The organism is Bartonella sp. A05 (assembly GCF_026930145.1).
Lineage (GTDB): Bacteria > Pseudomonadota > Alphaproteobacteria > Rhizobiales > Rhizobiaceae > Bartonella.
The window spans coordinates 48,453-67,415 of sequence record NZ_JANHOJ010000003.1 but is presented as its reverse complement, the minus strand read 5'-3'; the positions used below and the strand labels follow the sequence as shown (position 1 = coordinate 67,415).

The 18,963-nt window shown below is 35.2% G+C and carries 20 protein-coding genes; 13 read left to right on the top strand and 7 right to left on the bottom strand.

Going from position 1 to position 18,963, the window contains the following annotated elements:
* Positions 1 to 559: 559 nt before the first annotated feature.
* The 4 genes from NPX98_RS03965 to NPX98_RS03950 all read left to right on the top strand — a co-directional run bounded on the left by NPX98_RS03965 (position 560) and on the right by NPX98_RS03950 (position 6,676).
* Positions 560 to 2,932 carry a mechanosensitive ion channel family protein gene (locus NPX98_RS03965; protein WP_269022790.1) on the top strand — a complete coding sequence of 791 codons (2,373 nt, stop codon included), beginning with the start codon at positions 560 to 562 and terminating at the stop codon, positions 2,930 to 2,932.
* Entirely contained in the window at positions 2,929 to 3,201 is a 273-nt protein-coding gene (locus tag NPX98_RS03960) for a hypothetical protein (protein WP_269022789.1), read from the top strand. The genes NPX98_RS03965 and NPX98_RS03960 overlap by 4 nt, the downstream gene beginning before the upstream one ends.
* A 268-nt stretch (positions 3,202 to 3,469) precedes the next feature.
* On the top strand, positions 3,470 to 4,258 hold the full coding sequence (locus NPX98_RS03955) for an outer membrane protein (protein WP_269022787.1): 789 nt from the start codon (positions 3,470 to 3,472) through the stop codon (positions 4,256 to 4,258).
* Positions 4,259 to 5,512: 1,254 nt separating this feature from the next.
* Entirely contained in the window at positions 5,513 to 6,676 is a 1,164-nt protein-coding gene (locus NPX98_RS03950) for a tyrosine-type recombinase/integrase (RefSeq protein WP_269022786.1), read from the top strand.
* On the opposite strand, the gene NPX98_RS03945 is transcribed toward NPX98_RS03950, so the two are convergent.
* The 5 genes from NPX98_RS03945 to NPX98_RS03925 all read right to left on the bottom strand — a co-directional run bounded on the left by NPX98_RS03945 (position 6,668) and on the right by NPX98_RS03925 (position 9,547).
* A complete protein-coding gene (locus NPX98_RS03945; protein WP_269022785.1) occupies positions 6,668 to 6,943 on the bottom strand; it encodes a helix-turn-helix transcriptional regulator in 276 nt (91 codons plus the stop codon). The genes NPX98_RS03950 and NPX98_RS03945 overlap by 9 nt on opposite strands.
* Positions 6,944 to 7,024: 81 nt before the next feature.
* On the bottom strand, positions 7,025 to 7,648 hold the full coding sequence (locus tag NPX98_RS03940; RefSeq protein WP_269022784.1) for a lambda exonuclease family protein: 624 nt from the start codon (positions 7,646 to 7,648) through the stop codon (positions 7,025 to 7,027).
* Between the two features lies 1 nt (position 7,649).
* Positions 7,650 to 8,453: a recombinase RecT gene (locus tag NPX98_RS03935; protein WP_269022783.1), complete on the bottom strand. Its 804-nt coding sequence runs from the start codon at positions 8,451 to 8,453 to the stop codon at positions 7,650 to 7,652.
* 143 nt (positions 8,454 to 8,596) lie between these two features.
* The gene (locus NPX98_RS03930) at positions 8,597 to 8,878 is read right to left on the bottom strand and encodes a hypothetical protein (RefSeq protein ID WP_269022782.1); all 282 of its coding nucleotides are present in this window, start codon (positions 8,876 to 8,878) and stop codon (positions 8,597 to 8,599) included.
* Between the two features lie 399 nt (positions 8,879 to 9,277).
* Complete coding sequence (locus NPX98_RS03925; RefSeq protein ID WP_329957904.1) at positions 9,278 to 9,547, bottom strand: hypothetical protein; 270 nt, start codon at positions 9,545 to 9,547, stop codon at positions 9,278 to 9,280.
* Between the two features lie 85 nt (positions 9,548 to 9,632).
* Here NPX98_RS03925 and NPX98_RS03920 point away from each other — a divergent pair, with 85 nt between their 5' ends.
* From NPX98_RS03920 to NPX98_RS03895, 6 genes are all read left to right on the top strand, one after another.
* Complete coding sequence (locus tag NPX98_RS03920; protein WP_269022781.1) at positions 9,633 to 9,896, top strand: helix-turn-helix domain-containing protein; 264 nt, start codon at positions 9,633 to 9,635, stop codon at positions 9,894 to 9,896.
* An 18-nt stretch (positions 9,897 to 9,914) separates the two neighbouring features.
* A complete protein-coding gene (locus NPX98_RS03915) occupies positions 9,915 to 10,355 on the top strand; it encodes a hypothetical protein (protein ID WP_269022780.1) in 441 nt (146 codons plus the stop codon).
* A gap of 127 nt (positions 10,356 to 10,482) precedes the next feature.
* Positions 10,483 to 10,965: a crossover junction endodeoxyribonuclease RuvC gene (locus tag NPX98_RS03910; protein ID WP_269022779.1), complete on the top strand. Its 483-nt coding sequence runs from the start codon at positions 10,483 to 10,485 to the stop codon at positions 10,963 to 10,965.
* Between the two features lie 116 nt (positions 10,966 to 11,081).
* Positions 11,082 to 12,224, top strand: coding sequence for a DUF1376 domain-containing protein (locus NPX98_RS03905; protein ID WP_269022778.1), 1,143 nt, complete (start codon positions 11,082 to 11,084; stop codon positions 12,222 to 12,224).
* Positions 12,214 to 12,381 (top strand): hypothetical protein, encoded by a 168-nt coding sequence (locus tag NPX98_RS03900; protein WP_269022777.1) that lies wholly within the window; start codon positions 12,214 to 12,216, stop codon positions 12,379 to 12,381. Before NPX98_RS03905 ends, NPX98_RS03900 begins: the two co-directional genes overlap by 11 nt.
* Positions 12,320 to 12,640, top strand: coding sequence for a hypothetical protein (locus NPX98_RS03895; protein WP_269022776.1), 321 nt, complete (start codon positions 12,320 to 12,322; stop codon positions 12,638 to 12,640). Before NPX98_RS03900 ends, NPX98_RS03895 begins: the two co-directional genes overlap by 62 nt.
* A gap of 376 nt (positions 12,641 to 13,016) precedes the next feature.
* On the opposite strand, the gene NPX98_RS03890 is transcribed toward NPX98_RS03895, so the two are convergent.
* Positions 13,017 to 15,149, bottom strand: coding sequence for an ATP-binding protein (locus NPX98_RS03890; RefSeq protein ID WP_269022775.1), 2,133 nt, complete (start codon positions 15,147 to 15,149; stop codon positions 13,017 to 13,019).
* A 335-nt stretch (positions 15,150 to 15,484) separates the two neighbouring features.
* On the opposite strand from NPX98_RS03890, the gene NPX98_RS03885 reads away from it, so the two are divergent.
* Positions 15,485 to 15,688: a hypothetical protein gene (locus tag NPX98_RS03885; RefSeq protein ID WP_329957902.1), complete on the top strand. Its 204-nt coding sequence runs from the start codon at positions 15,485 to 15,487 to the stop codon at positions 15,686 to 15,688.
* A gap of 321 nt (positions 15,689 to 16,009) precedes the next feature.
* Here the strand turns inward: NPX98_RS03885 and NPX98_RS03880 are convergent, their stop codons facing one another.
* Complete coding sequence (locus NPX98_RS03880) at positions 16,010 to 17,305, bottom strand: portal protein (RefSeq protein WP_269022774.1); 1,296 nt, start codon at positions 17,303 to 17,305, stop codon at positions 16,010 to 16,012.
* A gap of 507 nt (positions 17,306 to 17,812) precedes the next feature.
* On the opposite strand from NPX98_RS03880, the gene NPX98_RS06630 reads away from it, so the two are divergent.
* A complete protein-coding gene (locus NPX98_RS06630; protein ID WP_442864464.1) occupies positions 17,813 to 17,902 on the top strand; it encodes a type II toxin-antitoxin system mRNA interferase toxin, RelE/StbE family in 90 nt (29 codons plus the stop codon).
* Positions 17,903 to 18,211: 309 nt separating this feature from the next.
* A complete protein-coding gene (locus NPX98_RS03870) occupies positions 18,212 to 18,751 on the top strand; it encodes a hypothetical protein (RefSeq protein WP_269022966.1) in 540 nt (179 codons plus the stop codon).
* Positions 18,752 to 18,963 lie beyond the last annotated feature (212 nt).

Here is an 18,963-nt window from a genome sequence, read left to right as displayed (position 1 = left end):
TGATGTTTTTGCAAATCAAACAATAGGTGGAGCGCGTTGATTTAAAACACATTGTGTTCGAAGTTTATGAAGTTGTGTACGAATCATGATGACAAAGTTTGAGAAAATATTCACTGTCATTATATCTTGAGAATTTATGACAGGTAAAACATGATACGTATAAAATGTTAAAAATTGTTTGTTTACAACTGTTATAAGATTAAATTGGTTGTTCTTTTTGTTTGGATGAAGCCTTGTAGTGTTAATTGTATGACTGGCATATTTTTGTTCAAGTAAGTGAGTATGTGCTGCTAGGCTATTGGTCACCCACATGCTAAAGTTGGATAGAAGAAACCAGGTTGTAAAAAAGAGGAAAACTTCTTTTTTGCGATGTAAGTGCAAACAAAACATATGGGAATGCTTTCTTGATCTTATTGGTTTCAGTTAACCGTTCACTCTTTCTTATCAGTATTATTAGCTGAGTGAAAGATTTTATCAGCGTTATTCTATAAAAGTTTGAAATATTGACTTTATACCACATTTTAAAAGGAAAATATCCTTTATATTACTTGTGGCAGATATGTATTCATTTTTTAAAAAAAAATTATTCGTTTTCTTCTTTTTCTTTGGGAGTAACATTTTATTTAGTATTTTTGCATGGGGAAATTTGACAGCATCAACAGCAATAGTTGGACAATCAATAGCTTCGCAATCGGTTGATGACATTATTCAGCAACAACAATCAGTTGTTGAGATACTAAAACAAAACCTCGAAGATTTACAAAAGAAATTTGAAGGCAAAATAGAAGATAAGTACATTTTAGCTGATTTGCGGTTACAAGCGCAGGAGATCAGTAAACGTGCTATAAATGTTGCATTTGTTTTGCGTGCTCCTCTTAATGATATTAATGTGCTTTTGGGGCAATCAATAGACTCAGATGATGGGCAAAAGAATTTAAAAGATCAAGGTCAAGAGAGTTCTACTCTAACAGAGCAGAAAGCTAAACTTAATAGTACAGTACGTCAGCTTGAAGAGATATTTTTAGCTGCAAATAAGATGGCTGAAAGTGCCAGTTCTTACTCACGAGATCTTTTTACACGTACGCTCACGCACAGGTTTGAATTTTCAATAGCTATGATCAAGGATATCATTGAAACAACGAAAGAGGCTGCGTTCGATTTTTTTGTGTTGTTTAATTATTGGTGGCAATTTGTATCCTATTTCAAGCTGTTACAATTATTTTTTGCTTTTTTTATTCCGTTTGTTATTGCTTTAAGTCTTTCGTATTTTGTTGGTAAAGGGATTGCGCATGTACGCTTCCGCATTGTGAAAGGCGGTGGTGAAATACCTTATCTACAGCGCTTGTTGGTTGCTTTTATTTCAATTTTATTGCCTTCGTGTGTGTGTGTTCTTTGCGTTTATTTGACGTTTTTTTTGTTTATCAGTTTTGGTTTAGATTTAGGAAAGCTAACAGGGGTATTTCATACGATTGGGCACCAAATTATTTTTATTTTTTTGGTAAACCGTATAGCGGTTGTTCTTTTGTCTTCGCGTATGGATCGCTTGCGCCTTTTTAATATTGCGCCATTATCTGCGTATCAGTTGATAATTTGTCTTACTCTTTTAGCTGTTGTTTTGGCATTTGATGCTGTTTCTGATAGTATTTATCAAGTCGTTTCGGCATCTTTTTCTTTGGCAATTGCGAAAAGTTTTATTGCTGTTTTTCTTGTGGGAGCGCTGCTGTTTATCATTTCATTTTTGCCTTTTCGGTTTAAACGTAAGTGCTTTCAAAGTGACGAAGAAAAATTGCTGCCTTGGCCGTTTTATATACGTTTTCCTCTCATTATCTTGGGAGCATTGCTTATTGTGACGGATTTTTTAGGCTATATCGGTTTGGCACGTTTTATTATGCAGCAGATTGTAATTAGTGGTGCATTTTTAGCTTTAATGTATTTGGGGATACAAAGTTCTCGTGCTATCGCGTCTGAAGGCGCGTTTATGAAAACAAGCGTTGGTCGCACTTTGATGAAATGGTTTCATTTAGAAGAGAAAACTATGGATCAATTGGGGATTGTGAGTAACATGCTCCTCAATTTGGTTGTTATTGTGCTTTGTGCAATGCCGATTGTTATGCAGTTTGGATTTTCGCATTCCGATATGATGGATGTTTTTTGGCAATTGATGACCGGTTTTCAAATTGGGAATGTTTCTATTTCTTTGATTTCCATTTTTGCTGGTATCCTTGTTTTTTTTGTTTGTTGGTTTCTTATTCGCCTATTTGTTGGTTGGTTGGATAGAACGGTGATGGTGCGTGGAGGGTTTGATTCTGGTGTCCGTAATTCTATCAAAACGGTTATAAGCTATGGTGGGATTGCTGCATCGGCTTTGATGGGACTATCAATGTCAGGTTTGGATCTTAAAGGTTTCGCGTTGATTGCTGGGGGGCTTTCACTTGGTATCGGTTTTGGTTTGCAAAATATTGTTCAGAATTTTGTATCGGGTCTTATCATTTTGATTGGGCGGCCATTTAAGCTAGGTGATTATGTTGAATCTGGATCAGTTAGTGGTATTGTTAAACGTATCAGCGTGCGAGCAACAGAGCTTGAAACCTTTCAGCGTCAGAGGATTATCATTCCCAATTCTAGTCTCATTAATAATAATGTAAGTAATTGGACACGTCCTAGCAAAATGGGACGCGTTGATATACCACTAACTGTTTCAACGAATATTAATCCAGAACGCGTTGTTGAGATTTTGCTGGAGATTGCTTCTGTAACAGAGAATGTTTTGAAAAACCCCTCACCACAAGTGAGCTTTACTGCATTTGATAGTAAGCATTTTTCGTTCACTTTGGCTATTTATGTGCCCAATATTGTTTTTACTTCCGAGGTAACCAATGCTTTGCACTTTGTGCTTTATAAACGTTTTATTGAGGAGGGAATCTTAGAATGATAAAATATTTTTATGCTTTTATCGTGATGATGTTTTTAGGTATTCTCCCCATAAAAACTTTTGCAGCAACCATCAAAAATGCTGATTCAAAGGCACAGTTGCTTATTGTTTCTGAAGGGAGCGTACGTTCAAATGTTTCATTAAATCCCGATCAAACAGTTACAATTTGTATAAAGGGCTGTTTTATCACTTTTCCTAATAAGGATCATTTTGCAGTAAAATCAGAAGATACTATAGAAATCAATAATGGTAGAGCATTCTTTCAATAAAAGAGTTTAAGTTTTTTGTTATTGGGAAAAGCATAAGATAAGAATGAAGAACAATGCTTCTTATGCGCATAAACCATGAATGCAAATCAGCCCCTTTGACCAAGGTATTATACAAAAGCAGAAAAAGCATGTGATTTGTAGCAAATTTAAGTCACATTTTCAGTTAATATTTTATTTTTTTCTTTACTGTGTTGTTTTTACTACAGATTTTTTGACGGAGATGTGGCATTAAGAACGGTTGTCGTTAACATTAGTAGGGGAGCAGTTTATGAATACGAAATATTTTATTGCTGTATCTGTTTTCGCTTTTTTTACCGCTTTTGTAGCACAGGCAGCGGATATTGTAGTTCCTCGGGAACCAATAGTTCAGGAGGCAATGCCTGTTGTTGCTCCTACTTTTTCTTGGACCGGTTTTTATCTTGGTGGTCAGATTGCTGCTTTGTCGAGTGATTCTACTCTAAGAGGCCTCCAAGATGCGCGTGTAAACAGTTGGATTCCGGTTGATGAAGAGTTACATCCTAAAATTTCAGGTTTGATAGAAGGACTTTACGTAGGTTCTGATATTGATTTTGGCAATGGTATTATTTTAGGTGCTGATACGGATGTCATTTTGTCTGAACACAAGGATACAAAAATTATTGATCATAGAGAGCAAAAATACTTCAAACAACGTGAAGTATTTAAGCATACTTTAAAACAAAAATGGTCAGGTTCTTCACGTTTACGTGTTGGGTTTGCTTCTGATCACATGTTCGTTGTTGGGCATATTATGCCTTATATCGCTGGAGGGATTGCTTATACGCGGCTTCAGCATGTCGTAGTGAGATCGATGGAGGAAGAAGAACAAGAAATGCCTTTTGAGACTTTATCGGATGAAAAAAATACGATGGTTGGTTATACTCTTGGTGCTGGTGTTGAGTTGGCAATGCTCAGCAATATTATCTTACGTGCAGAGTATCGTTATTCAGATTTTGGTAAAAAGGAATTTGCAAAGAAGGCAATTGAAGTTGACTACAAAACCAATGACTTTCGTATTGGTGTAGCTTACAAATTCTAATTTTTGTGTGATTAAATTTCTAGAGGCCCTATCTTTGATGGGGCTTTTTATTTTTGAGCAGTTTGCAGTGTAAGATTTTATTCTTCATGCGGGGAGGGAATTAAATAACAACTGATTTAGGAAAACAACATTTGAAACTATATGGTTTATTTTCTGCAGTATGTATGGTTTCCTTCAAGATAGTGTTGAGAAGGATAGATACTTAAGAAAAAAGATGTGAAAACTAAAATTAATAGTCAAAAAAGAGTCTAAGTTTATGGCTAGAGTTTTAGTTTAAAAAAGCAAATTGTTGGAAGGTTTGGAAGTTAGGATATCAGCTTCAGTTAAAGGTTTCTCAGAAAAATAGTTTTTGAAGAATAAATAAACTTTAAGAAGAGAGCTAGTTATTTGAAGTACTCTACCACAAAAAATGATTAAGAATTTGATATATCAGGAAATAAGCTGCGTGAATAATATTTCATCGAAAGATGGAGAGAAGAATACAATCTTACAATAGGCAATTTTATTGTTATTGGTAAGTTAATACTTAAAGTAATTTATTAAAATAATTATTCTATAATATTGTTAATTATGAATCTTTTTCTGAAAAATGTTCTGTAAAGGGGATACTATTAGAAGTATCGTGTTACATTGCGCATTTTCCTGCTCTTTAATTTAAAACTTTTATAATATATTATAACTCTTTGTAAAAATTTATTAAACTATTATAGATATTGATATTTTGAAACAATTTAGAAGATGGCGCTGCTTGGCATCTTGATTTATTTTTCACTTCAAAAAAGTAGATCAATCAGTTTCAATGGTTTTTATGAAGTTAAGGAATATTTTTCAAGGTTTCATTCTTTAAAATGAGTGTCTATTTTGTTTCGTGACAAGATTAGAGATATTATAGAATAGAAGTTCTGTTTCGTAAGTTATAATAACTGCAATTCTGTTTAGAATGATCTCAATTTTATCCAATAGTACGACAATGATTTTACAAAAAGTAGCCTATTTTTTGCTATCTTTTTTAAGAAAGTAAGAAAAAACCAAAAATGGTGCGGACAGCGTGCACCAATTTTTGCCTCCTCTTAGAGTTCTATACGATATCATGTGATAACGTTGTTTATCTTTTTTTCGTTTAATAACTAATTGTTTTTATTATAATTTATTTTTTATTTTGCTTTTTTATGCGATTTTGATATCAGGTGATAGTGTCTAAAGCAAAATATAAAAGGTGGTTTGAAAGGTGGTTTTTAAAAGGTGGTTTTAAGAGTGAGAACACGTAATAGGTTATCTGTTTTATCAATAAAAAATTTGTCAAAAGGTAAATATTCTGATGGCGCTGGTCTATGGCTTATCAAAACAGCATCAAATAAAGGACGTTGGGTTTTTAGATTTGATCTTAATAAAAGGCGTCGTGAGATGGGTTTAGGCTCTTGTGATGATGTATCTTTAAAGGAAGCAAGGCTTAAAGCTATGGCTTGCCGTGAACTCTTGAACCAAGGAATTGATCCCATTCGCACAAGAAAAAAAGAAAAATTGCAGCGGATTTGTGGTGGGATTTCTTTACGAGAGATTGCTTTAAGTGCTTTTGAAGCGAAAAAGAGTGAATTGAAAAATGAGGGAAAAGCTGCAAGGTGGCTAACACCTCTTGAGTTGCATGTTTTTCCTAAACTTGGTGATATAGCAGTTAATGACTTGAATCAGGGTGATATAAAAGAATGTATTTCTCCTATTTGGAAAACAAAAAACGAAACAGCGAGCAAAGCTTTATCTCGCTTGAATATCGCTATAAAACATGCGGCAGCACGTGGTATAGATGTTGATATGCAATTGATACCAAAAGCAAAAGCTTTATTAGGGAGATATATCCAAAATACTCAAAATATTCCAGCAATGCCATGGAAGGAAGTGCCTGAATTTTATCAATCTTTAAATGATGAGCTTGTGTCTAATTTAGCTTTAAAGCTTCTTATTTTAACGGGTGCTCGTTCAATGCCGATCAGGTACATTAGGTCAGAAGAAATTAACGAATCCATATGGACGATTCCGAAGGAAAATATGAAGGGGATAATGGGAAAAGTTTCTGACTTTCGTATTCCGCTTTCAGCTGAAGCGCTTGCTGTTATTGAAAAAACAAAACAAAATGGTTTCTTATTTGTTGGAAATTCTGGGCGTCCTATATCTGATGCGACACTTTCTAAATTTATGAAAGATAGGGGGATTAGTTATAGACCTCACGGTTTCAGATCAAGTCTTCGTGATTGGATAGCAGAAACAACCCCTACACCATTTGAAATTGCAGAAGCTATTCTTGCTCATTCGGTAGGGAACACAGTCACAAAAGCTTATATGAGAACTGATTTTTTAGAGCAGCGCCGTGCCATTTTAGAGCAATGGTCATCTTTTGTGACTGGTGTTAATCATTTAAGATAGTACCGAAGATTCTACAGAATCTCTTTCGCTTTTTTTGGTTTCAATATAATGATCAATTTCTACGATATCCCATTTTAAGTATCGTCCTTCTTGTATTGGTTTAGGAAAAGCTCCAGCTTTTACAAGCTCTCTAATCTGGGTTATCGACATTCCAAGATAAATTGAAAGGTCTTGTATGTTGACAAGACGTTGCAAGCGCATTGATAATAACGCTTGTTCAAATAAGCTTACTTTTTTTATTGAAACATTTAATTTTTCTTCATTCATTTGAAGTTTTCCTTTTTATGTGTTGAGAACGAAAAAAGTGGAGGGTGGGGATGCTCGGAGGAAGAAAACATCCCCATAGTGTTAAGCAGCTTTTGTCGAAATCTTATTGAGATCTTGTTCAATTTCGTTTAAAAACGCTTCAACAGCTTTGTTGATGTGTGCAATCTGTTCCTCATCACGGTGAACACGCTGAACCTTGATACGCAGATGTGATGATTGACCAATAAAGCGTGGATCATAACTCACAAAATCACACCATTTTCGTCCTGTACAAGCCATTTGAAATTGCATTTGTGAGCTATATTCAGGTTTGATCTGGTTATTGAGAAAAAAGCGTATATGTGTTTTTGATTTTGGGCACTTGACCTCTATTAATCCATGATCCCCAATGAGACCATCAGGACTTGCCCCTGCCATTTTAATTGTGGGATGTTGGATAAAGCCGCATCTTGTTACATTGGTATCATAAATGAAGCTATATTCTTCGATTGCCTCCTCTTCATGCTCAATGCCCCATCGCATGTCTTCGGTTTCATAATAGGGGCTTATTTGCTCTGTTAAGCGCTCTGTGATGAGTTTGATTTTGTATTCTTCATATTTGCTTGTTGGTAATCCTTTGGCTGTCCTATCGACCACACTATCAATGTTTGATGCAGTAACTTTCCCTAAGCGGGCTTGAAACCACTGTGCTGTTCTTTGTTCCATTTCACACCGCCGTTGCCTGTTCTTGTTGGATTGGCTCATATTCGACATCTTGTATAAGAGCGTTTTGTTGTTCTTGCGCTGGTAAGGATTGTTGTGCTTCAGTCATCTGTAAGCGTTGTTTTTTCTTCAAACTATCTAAGATGGTTTGTGCTTTTTCATAAGACATATCGCTGAGTTTTTCGATCTTTGCAAAAGAAAGCACATGTGCTTCCTGTGTTTGTGTTTGATCCATTAACTCTTGGATTTGTGTAAGCATTTCATTTGAAATTAGCTGACTTTGTGTGTTGTGGTTTATGCCGTTAATGCGTGCGGCTTCATCTTCTTCATAAATGCCAGAAAACCCGAAAGCATAGCGTGCGCATTGTATGGTAGCTTTATGGCGCAACATACGTGCAGGGTATTTTTGCCAAGTATCTGTTTTTTGTTTGCATTCTGATAAATATTCAGTGACCTCTATAGGGTCTTTAATGTTTTTTAAACGTATCGAACATTTGATAGCAATCAAATTGCCGCTATTGTCGAGTTTATCTTGGAAGGTCATACCATCAAAATCTGGATTCGATTTAATGATCTTAATCCACCCATCAATAGAAACAACAGGTATGATACCTCCACCTCTTTTGGGCAGTGCATAAATTTCTTTTGTAAGGGGGTTAAGACCATAACTATTGGCAACAGAAATAAAGGCAGCAAATTCTTCGTAAGAGAAGTTATGACTGATGCAAGTTTTGATAATTGTTTTTCGAAATTCGTCATAGGAAAAACCATATTTCTGCGCCATGGCTGTTAATGGGGAATTGTTCATTTAAAATCTTTCATTTACGCGCAACTCACCCGTGGCGTGAGTCACGCTTTTGTTAAAATGGCTATTTGTGTTGTGAGAAGTTTGTTTTTTAAAAACTGTGCTCACTATCAGTGAGGTTGTTTTCATTATAATTTAGAAAGTTTTTATCTTAAGATAGTCTCATTTCCAGAAATTTTTGCGCTGCCACCAACTTCGGCATTGCCGCAAATGATAGTGCCACCAAAAATACGTGCATTTCCACAAATATTTGCTTTACCTGCAACCTTAGCTTTCTCAAAAACATGCGCATCGTCTAAAATATGTGCATGTCCAAAAACTTGGGCAGCATCAAAAATTTCTGCATTATTAACAATTCTTGCATTATCTTTAACTTTTGCATCATGATATATTTTTGCTTCATCAGCAATAATGGCGTTGTCGTACACTTGAGCGTTACCATAAATTTTTGCTCGCCCAGAGACTTTGGCATCACCATGAACTTGAGCATTGTCAAAAATGCGCGCTCCATCGATAACTTTGGCAGCACCACTAACCCAACAATCTCCGTTATGTGATAAGTTCTCTTCATGCTCTATAAAGCCGCCTAAATCTCCAGCTTCAACGTCACCAAAGTCTCTAACAGCTTTAATCCTATAAAGCTCGTGCCCATTAATTTCGATTTTTTCTTGATAAGACTAAAGGCGAATACTTTCTAAAATCCCTTGAATAATTTTAGATTACGTCGCAAAGACGCAAGCGGTGCTGTTCCTCATAGGTACCGTATAGGATATCTTCATAACTACGCGCTACTTCTTTATCTCGATAATCATGATAGACATCGCTGTTTAGAATAAAATCATGAAACACTTCATCTTGAAAAGATGGAACGTCTCGCTTTCTCTAAGATAGAATTCTGCAACTTCTTCTGAAATGTTTTCACAACGGTTTGCTGTCGGTTCGATGCGAAAGATTTGAGCAGCGTTATCAATATTATCAATAAAATTGATAATATCTTTTTCTTCGTAGAATGGCCCTGATTGTGCAACGCTATCTATTTCATCACAACCCATAACGAGCAAAATTTCATCTGAATTTATAAAAAGTGGCTTTGTCATAATTCTCCCTCCCTATCGCCTCTTGGTAATCGTTTGTGTGTAAATTGTGATATGAATATAGTACTCATAATGCATATTTATGTTTATGAAAAAAATAGCAGTAAAACAGTTACGTAAAAATCTGAATTTAACTCTAAAAGAAATGGCAGCACAGTTAGGTGTCAATAAATCAACAGTATGGCGTTGGGAAAAATATGGTGTTCCTTCAAGAGGGGCCACTGCATATCTCTTAGAAGCGTTATGGAATGAACAATCCTCTCCAATGCCTTCTTTTGCCAACGGTTCCACTATTTGCGCAAAGCCATGCCAACAACAGAGCATGTCAAAACAGAACAATTCACACACTTAAAAGAGTGAGATAGCAGAGATGGCAAATAATCAACCACGGATTACCATAAGCAAATATCAGTTAATTAATCTTATTAATAATATTGGACAGAAAAATATATGTTGTTATTTCCGTTCTCCTCATCAAACATATTGTGAAATAAGCTTAGAGTTCTCATCAGCAAGTTTTTCTCTCTATGTGCTGCAAAGTGTTTTTGCGCGTGATGATAGAGATGGTTTTCCATTATTTTCGTGCGATGAGTTTAATCGATGGTTTTTATCTGTATCCATACAAGCTCTTACTGTTTGGTTGAATAATTGTTCTTCTGACGATTTTTTAGCTTTTGATCGCTTAAGTGAGCTGATTGTGCTCATGGCTTTGGTCAAAGCTGAGCTTGACGATTTAAGGTACAAGCTTATCCAAAAAAGAAAAGAAGAAATCAAATTAATCGATAATGAATGCAGCATGTCTGAGGAGTGAGTTAATTCAATTTTTTAAACTCTATGATGTCGGTTAATACGGTTACAGGTATTGACGCTTTTGCAAGGCAGACGATCGCCACGTTCTCTATCATGACACACATATAAGTACACAATAAGGGGGGAATATGATCACTATAGCACCAACCATTCTTTGTCTTGATTTAGGCACGAAGACGGGTTGGGCAATATGTGGTGCGGATAGTCACATAATAAGTGGGATAGAACATTTTCCCACACGCCGCTTTGAAGGCGGAGGCATGCGTTATTTACACTTTAAACAATGGCTTTCAGAAATAAAGAGATCCGTTGATGCCATTGATGCAGTGTATTTTGAAGAGGTGAGGCGCCATGTGGGGACAGATGCTGCTCATGCTTATGGGGGCTTTCTAGCAACCTTAACTGCTTGGTGTGAGTATCAGCAAATCCCTTATGAAGGTATTCCTGTTGGTACAATTAAGAAGGCAATGACAGGGAAGGGAAATGCCTCAAAAAAAGAAATGATAAAGGCGGTATGCGCAAAAGGACATACGCCACAAGACGATAATGAAGCAGATGCTTTAGCAATTTTATATTTAATAAAGGAAAGGAAAATTACTGATGACAAATAAATTACCGTGGGTTCGTTTTTTTATACCGAATGGAATTCACAAGTTGAAGAATAGATAAACTATTGCATGCAAATTTTCATCAAGACACAGTAAACGAATAAAGGGGAGGAGAAGAGATGTCTAATACATTGCCGTGGATTAGGTTTTTTCCCAGCAAATGGCTTTTAGCAACTAACGGGATGACTGGAACTCAAAAGGGTGTGTATTTCACTCTTGTTTGTCTCATGTATGAAAATGGCAAGCCCATTGAAAATGACTCGGAGATATTAGCACGTATATGTGGCTACTCATTAAAGACATTTAAAAATACGATAGAATTTCTCATCAGAAAGAAGAAAATTCTTTTATCGGAAAATTTTTTGTGGAATGAAAAAGTTTCAGAAGAAATTATAAATGCAAGCGACAAAGCAAACGAAATTTCTCAAAAAAGATCAGAAGCTGCAAAAGCAAGATGGGAAAAGCAAAGTAAATCAAATACTTGCACAACTGAATCTGATGCAAATGTAGAAATTTGCAATGCAAGTACAATGCAAATGCAATGCAAAAATATGCACATTAACAATAACAGTAATAATATATCCCCCCTAACTACTATCGTAGTTAGTCCCCCCCTTACTGACGCAAGGGGAGACAATGCCCACAAAGAGCGATCGAGTTCAAAGCAATATGAACCTGAGGTAGTGTTACCTTCACATACCGAGCAGCAACAGGTTTCACAAAACTGTGCTTTGCAAAACGGTAGCAAAGCTTATGAGAAAATTGCTTCTGAGCCTGATTGCAAGTCAATTTTTTCAAAAACAAAACCTGTGAAAAAGGCAAGAACAGACAGGGGCCACCGTTTGCCAGCTGATTTTGAACCTAATTTGCAATACGCAATCGATCAAGGATTAACGCATGATGAAGCGCTGTTCGAGTGTGAACGGTTCAAAAATTTTTGGCTAGCAAAATCAGGGAAGGATGCGACCAAAACGAATTGGCAAAGAACTTGGTACAATTGGGTTACAAGCCAGTATGGAACCCTAGCCAAGAAAAAAGAAAGATTAGAAAAAGAGAAACGGTATGGAAAATCGATCATTGAGAACACAGAACAACAACGTGGCCGTGCTTATCGAATTGCACAATACATGTCCGATATCAAAAATTCAGACAGTCCGTACAGATTTCTATTCGAGGATGATGAAAGCACCTCCATTCCATTGGCTAACGGGCAAAAAACCATCCCTTGCAGAAGCGGAGAGAATTATCTCGTTGGGCAATGAAGTTTTGCAAAAGCTTGATGAAAAAGCTTCTGAGGAAGAAATAAAAGCTATGTTTCTCATGCTTTCTGGTGGGCTTAAAAGCCAACCTAGAGAAGATGAAAAAGCCACAGCGGTTGCCTATTTTTTCTCTTGGTGGTTTAAGCCGTTGGGCAATTAAAACCGTAACAAGGAACGTGATGAAAGGAGAAGCAGAAGGTTTGTCGACAACGTTTATGCCTGCTTCTCCAGATCTCCTACTTTATTGCAAAAAGCTTGAAGACGATATTCGATCTACAGTTGAAAGGATATTCAAAGAACTCGATAGACCAGAGATGAAGCCGAAAGAAGAGCCTGTTTCTGCTGAAAAATGGGACGAGCTTGTACAAATGCTTAAAAAAAACAAAGATTGGGTTAAATGCTTTCGAAAATCAATCTGACTAAACAGCTTGAGTGATTTTTTACACTAAAGAAAAATGGCAAATAACTTATCATTTTGTGATTAGATGTGCGTTTAAATTTACATAAACATACCCTACAGTGTAATTTAAAGTTTTTTGATTTTAGTTGTCAGTATTATAATGTGCCTGAAAAGGTTGATTTTAGTACCAAGACGCAAGTGGAAGCCTAGATTTGTAGAGATAAAGTTCCAAGCATAGTGCTGAATCTTGAGCCTCTCATCAAGGAGATTAACAACAGTTAAAGTGCTTCTAAACATTCATGCTCTAGGCTTGGGGTGGTTTTCGGAAGCTTAAAGGACTTGTCCAACGCAGAAAAGCGGAATCTCTAACCCATGCTTAAGTTTTAGCCTTATTATTATTTGGTAAGTAAGTCTGGCAGTCCCAATTTTTCAGCAAAACTTCTGTTTCTTCTGTGTGCTCTTGAATATATCGACGACAATTTGATTATTTCAATTTGATGTGTTGCAATAGTATTGCGATTTTCATCAAATGATTTTATTGGTACATTTGCTCTTAGCCAATCACCATTCACGGTTTTCTCATAGTCTCCAGGAAGATCAGGAACAGCTTTTATTTCCTCTCCGATTAAATAACAATAAAACTTATCAAATTTACGAACGCTGTAATTTGCAATTAAATTACAGTATTTTGTCATTTGATTTAAGTGATCTGTTAAATCAACATCTGGAGCCTTGAACTCAACTAGAACACATTTTCCTTCTTCTGCAAAAAGAAATATATCAGGTCTTCTATTTACTTTAATGCCTAAGTGATTGATTGTTTCCTCTGGAATAGGCTTTAAAAGATTTTCTCCAGTGTGATCTTTTATCTGATTCAATCTTAACTCTGAACAGCCCGAAAAATGTAAAAACTCTTCATTCAAAATCCACAGATCATTTAACCCATCATGAGAGTTTTTGCTTTTACGTTTAAAAATTAAGTCGTGTATCAATCCTTCTTTATCTTGTCTGACTTTTTCTATTTTCTGTGTTTGACATTCAAGTTCTCCGGCGAGAATTTTTTTCAATATATCAGCCACCATATCTCTTCGAATAATATAACGACTTAATTCTTCTTTGTTTTGATTTTCTATTAGCTCAGAAAGCTCAATAGCTTTTTTCTTTAATTCATTCTGGTAATTTTCAGAAATTGGATTCAATTGATTTAAACTTTCGTATAGTTTTTTTACTTGATATCCTTTTTCAGCCAATAAATTAGACTGTTGAGCATATATTTTTTTAGTAATTGTTTTTTCATCATCAGTCAGGTTGGTATTGATCTGGGAGGCAATCTTCACTGATATGCCATGCGCTTTTGCAATGCTTTCGACATTTTTGTTTTTTTCTTTTTGAAGATCAAAGATATCCTTATAAATCGTAGGAATAACTTCATTTATTTTTTCCTCGATATTATTCATAAAAATATATTCCGCCTTTTCATCAAAAAATAGGTCTGTTTTAGCAGAATCTTCTACTTTTTGTTGATAGGGGAATTGAAAACTATCAACTGTATCGCTTACATTTTCAGATCGATCTAATACGTCTCCATAAAAGGCCGTTAGATACCTGAATTCGTTAATGCTTTCTTTCTTTTTTATTTCTTTAAAGTTTAATAATTGTACGGGGATATCTTTACTGCATAAATAGACACCATTTTGTTCAAGTTCAGCTTCTGGAAGTTTAAAGTGTGCCCATTTTATAATTTCATATTTATCTTTAACTTTTTCCCATTCAATATCATCTGTCTTAGCATTTTTTAGTTTCAGATATGCTATTTCAATATCTCCGTTGTTTGAAGGCGTAGGTAAGTTTTTAGGATTCAGTGTTTTTGTCTCAATTTCTGTGTTATTTTTGATGAATTCTATATTAATAAGAGGTACATTTAATTGTTCTTTTTGGCTATCTAGATAAAATCGTAACAAAAAATGCCTGACAATATCTTTTAAAAGATCGTCTATTGTTAGGTTATCAAAAAAAGCTTTTTCTTTACCTTCGGCTAGGCATCCAGACAATATAACCTTAGTTAGAAGAGCTCTATCGGTAGTAATTTCAGTATCAGATTCATCATAAATTAATTTATCTAAGCTGAAGGAAAATCGACGTTCATATTTTGAATCATTTTTAAGATAAATGCTATAAACATCTATTTTTTTAAATCTGTGTAGATATTGTAATCTCCCTGAACCACGATTGTTATATCCTTTGCTTTTATCAAAAAACTCGATAAATCTTGCATAATTTTCATCGGTAAAGCCAATACCATTATCGATGATTTCTATTTTTGAGATTTCTTTAACTTGCTCCAATAAACCCGTGAAATGTAATTTTACTGTAATTTCGCTGGGTTCAGTTTCATCACGCTGCCTTTGAGCAATAGCTTCTAAAGAATTAGTCATCGCTTCGTAAAGAGGTGTTAAAGGATATTTTGATTTTTTAATCAGATCCATCGCACCTTTTAAATTTATCAAGGGTGTTTTTTGATTTTTCATTGATATGTTCTCCTAACACTCCCAAAATAGAAATAAAGCGCCTTTTAGGCATTCCAAATTTTTGTTCATCGACAAATTATTGATGATAACTTGCTAGAATATCTGCTTGCTTTCAGCAATTTTTTGTTTATCTGGATCATTATAGCTTGCCATGTTACCATTTAGTAAAATTTGTCCTATAATTTCTAACGGCGCAATAAACTTGTCGAGTATGGTTATACAGTACACCATCCTTATGAGAAAAGCATAACGATGGATTTACTACCATGTTTGTTAACGTCCGATACTCTCCGGAGTGTCAATAGAAAACGTCTAATTATACAGAAAATATGAGGATGAATACTCTCATAGAAGATACAAAAAGTACGGTTGATGGTGGGCGATGGTTCAGACAATGTTTAGCATCGAAATTGCTAAGTTGTGTGGTAAACGGCATGACCACGTTATGCGTGCAAGAAATGTCTGAAGAGCTTAACGCCCCTAAATTTGGGGCGGTTGATTTTAGTGAAACTTATTTAGAGTTTAAGTATCATGAATGACAGTAGTCAATTCTTTTTATTAATTTATCAGCAATTTTCAGACTACCAATAAATAGTATGGCTAGAGCGCTGGTTTCATTATGATGCCTCATCTGTAACTATTAGAGAAAAGGTGAAACAAGTAACCAGCGCAAGCACGCGTAATATGTATCAATCCTTTAAGACGGCATGTAGCCTAATTCACTATACAGGATTAGTATTACATTTCAGAATTACCTGTGGTAAAGTAATTATACAATTTTTTCATGGAATCTTGAGGCAAAAACTCTTCCATCTGCTGTAGAAATGGCTTAATAACGCTAAATTGCCGATTTTTCTCATTTAGCTCGTAGGTGAATCAACAACATAAATCTTATACTCAACATTCGTTACATCTTCACGCTTTAATGAAACGTCCTTTCCAGAAATATGTACTAATCGACCATCAGCAAGATAATTTTGTATCAGATGTAATATTATTTCACTTTGTCTTTTTCGATATATCTTTAGTGAATCCCAAAACTGATAGAGACCATTGATTGAAGACTGACACCATTGGCCTTCCACAAAGGCTTGTGATAAGCCAGACACTTCATAGATTTTGTTGTACATTTCTTCGAATAGTGATTTCCCTTCAACCTGTTGATTATTACCGACGATAATGTGACTGAATGATTCATTCAAAGCTCTCTGCACATCTTTTATATTATGAACAATGCCACGGAATTCAATAATGCTATCATATGAGTTTTGCGGGATTCTGAAATTGTATCCTGTGATGCATTCCCAGCCTAATCGTCCTGCAGGAATTAGTGGGCTATCTATTTCACGCAAGATTCTTTTCCCCAAAAAAGCTCTTTGTATGATTTCTTTTTCATATTTTTGTCCTGAAATTCCAGGTATTTTTTTTTGAAGTTTTTTGAACTCTTCTTCCGTATAATCGTGATCTTGACCAGTTTCCGGATCTTTGCCTCTATAATAAATTTCTTCTTTAAACCAACGGCATTCTACAAGCGTAACCATACGTTCATCATTATAAACAGAGCTATCAGATATTCCATCGTATGCCCAATCTGCGTCCAATTCTGCTTCATTCACACCAGGAAACATATTCTTAACAACTTCAAGTGGTTTTCGGTCAACATACCATAAACGTTGCGCATCCTTTAAATCTGTCTCTCCAGCATAATGATCCCATACCATTTTCAATGGATCTAAACGTGTTACAACTAATTTTTTATCTTGGTTGTTATCATCAACTCGTGTATCTATCCACCCCATTCCACAAATAACACAGTCTTTAAAAGCTTCAATTTCGGCAGATTCTGCATTAGCTTTCTTTCTAAAATATTCGACTGCTCCTGTAAGCAATTCATCTGGCTTAGCAGGTCCTTTTCTATATGGTAATAACTGGACTTCCCTCTTATTTGCGCGCTCAAAATTAACAACAGCATCTACAATCGGCTTAACACGATTATTCAGTGGTGCAAGAGGCACGTGTTTCCCTAACGACTTGGCATCCCACTGATCACCGTTGTAAAAAGCAAAATCTTCATGTGCTCTCTTTCGCCATTCTTTTACATGCTTAATATCTTGTTCATACCAATATTTAAGTTCTTCAAATAAAGTATTATTCATATATTTTATCCAAGTATTTGTTATATAATATTAACTTAATAACTACATTGTGTTAACAATAGTGCTATTATGGCTGATGTTGGTGTATACTGCTGTTATTACTCGCTAGAGTAATGTATGCATGTATTATATAGCTATTAATGCTATGACATTGATATTGCTTATCAATAATACATTATATATTATACAAGATATTTTTAGTTATATTTTGATTTATTATATATTATCCACAACGATTTAAATAAACTAACGCGATTGCCTTTAAAAAGGTGAAGATGTGTACGTTGCAAAAGATATGGAGGATTTATTTCGTGATTTGGGGATCTAATGTTTGAAATAATTCGTTCCAATCAATTTAAACGAGACATTAAAATTATTAAAAGACGTGGCAAGGATTTAGAGAAAATCAAAAAAGTAATGTAGTTACTTATAGAGGGGAAGCCTTTGCCTTTACATTATAACGATCACCCTCTGAAGGGGAATTGGAGCAGTTTTTGAGATGTACATATTGAGCCAGATTGGCTTTTAATTTACAAAATTAATGATAATCAAATACGCTTTGAGCGTACGGGCAGCCATTCTGATTTATTTCAATGAATTGAACCTCATTATATTTTTCTTCTGTTGTGGGTTATTCAAAGATATAGATGGGTAAAGCGTGGGCAAAGAATTGCTATGAGAAAGCCTGCGAATGCTTGATGTATTTTAGAAAATAATGTGATTTCTCAATAAGTTATATATAATTCTTTTTTGAAACATAGGAAATTTGTGTTATTATAAACGCAAGTAAAAATTGTTCTTAAACTTATGTATCCAGTTTAATTATCCATCATAGATCAATGACTAATGATGCCCTCGAAAAAGGGTATGAGGATGAGTCTACATGAATGGCAGGGGGGGAAAGATATGGCAAAAAGAAAAAAACATGCAAAACGTGGACGACCACGGATTAATGGGTGTACAAGAGAGCCAAATGGACGTATTTCACGTGCAAAAGCACCTCGTGAGCCGGTTGATAAATTGGCTATAGAAATGCGTGTTAAGCACTTTGGTTTGACTGTGGAAGAAGCAAAAAATCCACTGTCTGGTTCTTATGTTGGGCGGCTTTATTTGCAAGGTGCTCTCACGCAAGATCAGTATGATGCTGCGCAACGATATTTGCAAATAAGAAATAATTACTTGTGTGCAAAAGGTTTTCCTAGTGCGATTTACGATGAAATGCCTGTGACTTCTGATAGCGATGCAAGAGAAAAGTGGATTGAGTTTGTAAAAGAACAGTTTTTGGATCTGCAAGAAATCGTAAAAGAGACACAGGGTCTTTATAGACAGTATAACTTTTATGCTGCACTACAATATATTGTCATAGAAGATCAGTCATTGCCGCATCTTGTTAATTCATTGCGTATTGTCCTTAATGCGCTTCATAAGCATTTTTTCGGGAAATAGGAAAAGATGCGCTATGAAACGTTACAATGTGTTTTGTTTGTAGGATAGTGAATAAAGAGTAGAGAATTTATCTCTACTTAAAAAACAAATTATATCTTTTGGAAACGCTATAATATTTCTTCAAATCCTATAAATTTTTATTTTTAAGCTAGACGATAAGCTGTTTTTCAGCGGTTTTGGGAATGGGTTTCTACTCCATGTAATGATAAAAT

Excerpts from the sequence above, each read along its gene's own strand:
- NPX98_RS03965 (WP_269022790.1), top strand. The coding sequence starts at position 560 with ATGTATTCATTTTTTAAAAAAAAATTATTCGTTTTCTTCTTTTTCTTT.
- NPX98_RS03960 (WP_269022789.1), top strand. The coding sequence starts at position 2,929 with ATGATAAAATATTTTTATGCTTTTATCGTGATGATGTTTTTAGGTATT.
- NPX98_RS03955 (WP_269022787.1), top strand. The coding sequence starts at position 3,470 with ATGAATACGAAATATTTTATTGCTGTATCTGTTTTCGCTTTTTTTACC.
- NPX98_RS03945 (WP_269022785.1), bottom strand. The coding sequence starts at position 6,943 with ATGAATGAAGAAAAATTAAATGTTTCAATAAAAAAAGTAAGCTTATTT.
- NPX98_RS03940 (WP_269022784.1), bottom strand. The coding sequence starts at position 7,648 with ATGGAACAAAGAACAGCACAGTGGTTTCAAGCCCGCTTAGGGAAAGTT.
- NPX98_RS03935 (WP_269022783.1), bottom strand. The coding sequence starts at position 8,453 with ATGAACAATTCCCCATTAACAGCCATGGCGCAGAAATATGGTTTTTCC.
- NPX98_RS03925 (WP_329957904.1), bottom strand. The coding sequence starts at position 9,547 with ATGACAAAGCCACTTTTTATAAATTCAGATGAAATTTTGCTCGTTATG.
- NPX98_RS03920 (WP_269022781.1), top strand. The coding sequence starts at position 9,633 with ATGAAAAAAATAGCAGTAAAACAGTTACGTAAAAATCTGAATTTAACT.
- NPX98_RS03915 (WP_269022780.1), top strand. The coding sequence starts at position 9,915 with ATGGCAAATAATCAACCACGGATTACCATAAGCAAATATCAGTTAATT.
- NPX98_RS03910 (WP_269022779.1), top strand. The coding sequence starts at position 10,483 with ATGATCACTATAGCACCAACCATTCTTTGTCTTGATTTAGGCACGAAG.
- NPX98_RS03905 (WP_269022778.1), top strand. The coding sequence starts at position 11,082 with ATGTCTAATACATTGCCGTGGATTAGGTTTTTTCCCAGCAAATGGCTT.
- NPX98_RS03895 (WP_269022776.1), top strand. The coding sequence starts at position 12,320 with ATGAAAAAGCCACAGCGGTTGCCTATTTTTTCTCTTGGTGGTTTAAGC.
- NPX98_RS03890 (WP_269022775.1), bottom strand. The coding sequence starts at position 15,149 with ATGAAAAATCAAAAAACACCCTTGATAAATTTAAAAGGTGCGATGGAT.
- NPX98_RS03885 (WP_329957902.1), top strand. The coding sequence starts at position 15,485 with ATGAATACTCTCATAGAAGATACAAAAAGTACGGTTGATGGTGGGCGA.
- NPX98_RS03880 (WP_269022774.1), bottom strand. The coding sequence starts at position 17,305 with ATGAATAATACTTTATTTGAAGAACTTAAATATTGGTATGAACAAGAT.
- NPX98_RS03870 (WP_269022966.1), top strand. The coding sequence starts at position 18,212 with ATGGCAAAAAGAAAAAAACATGCAAAACGTGGACGACCACGGATTAAT.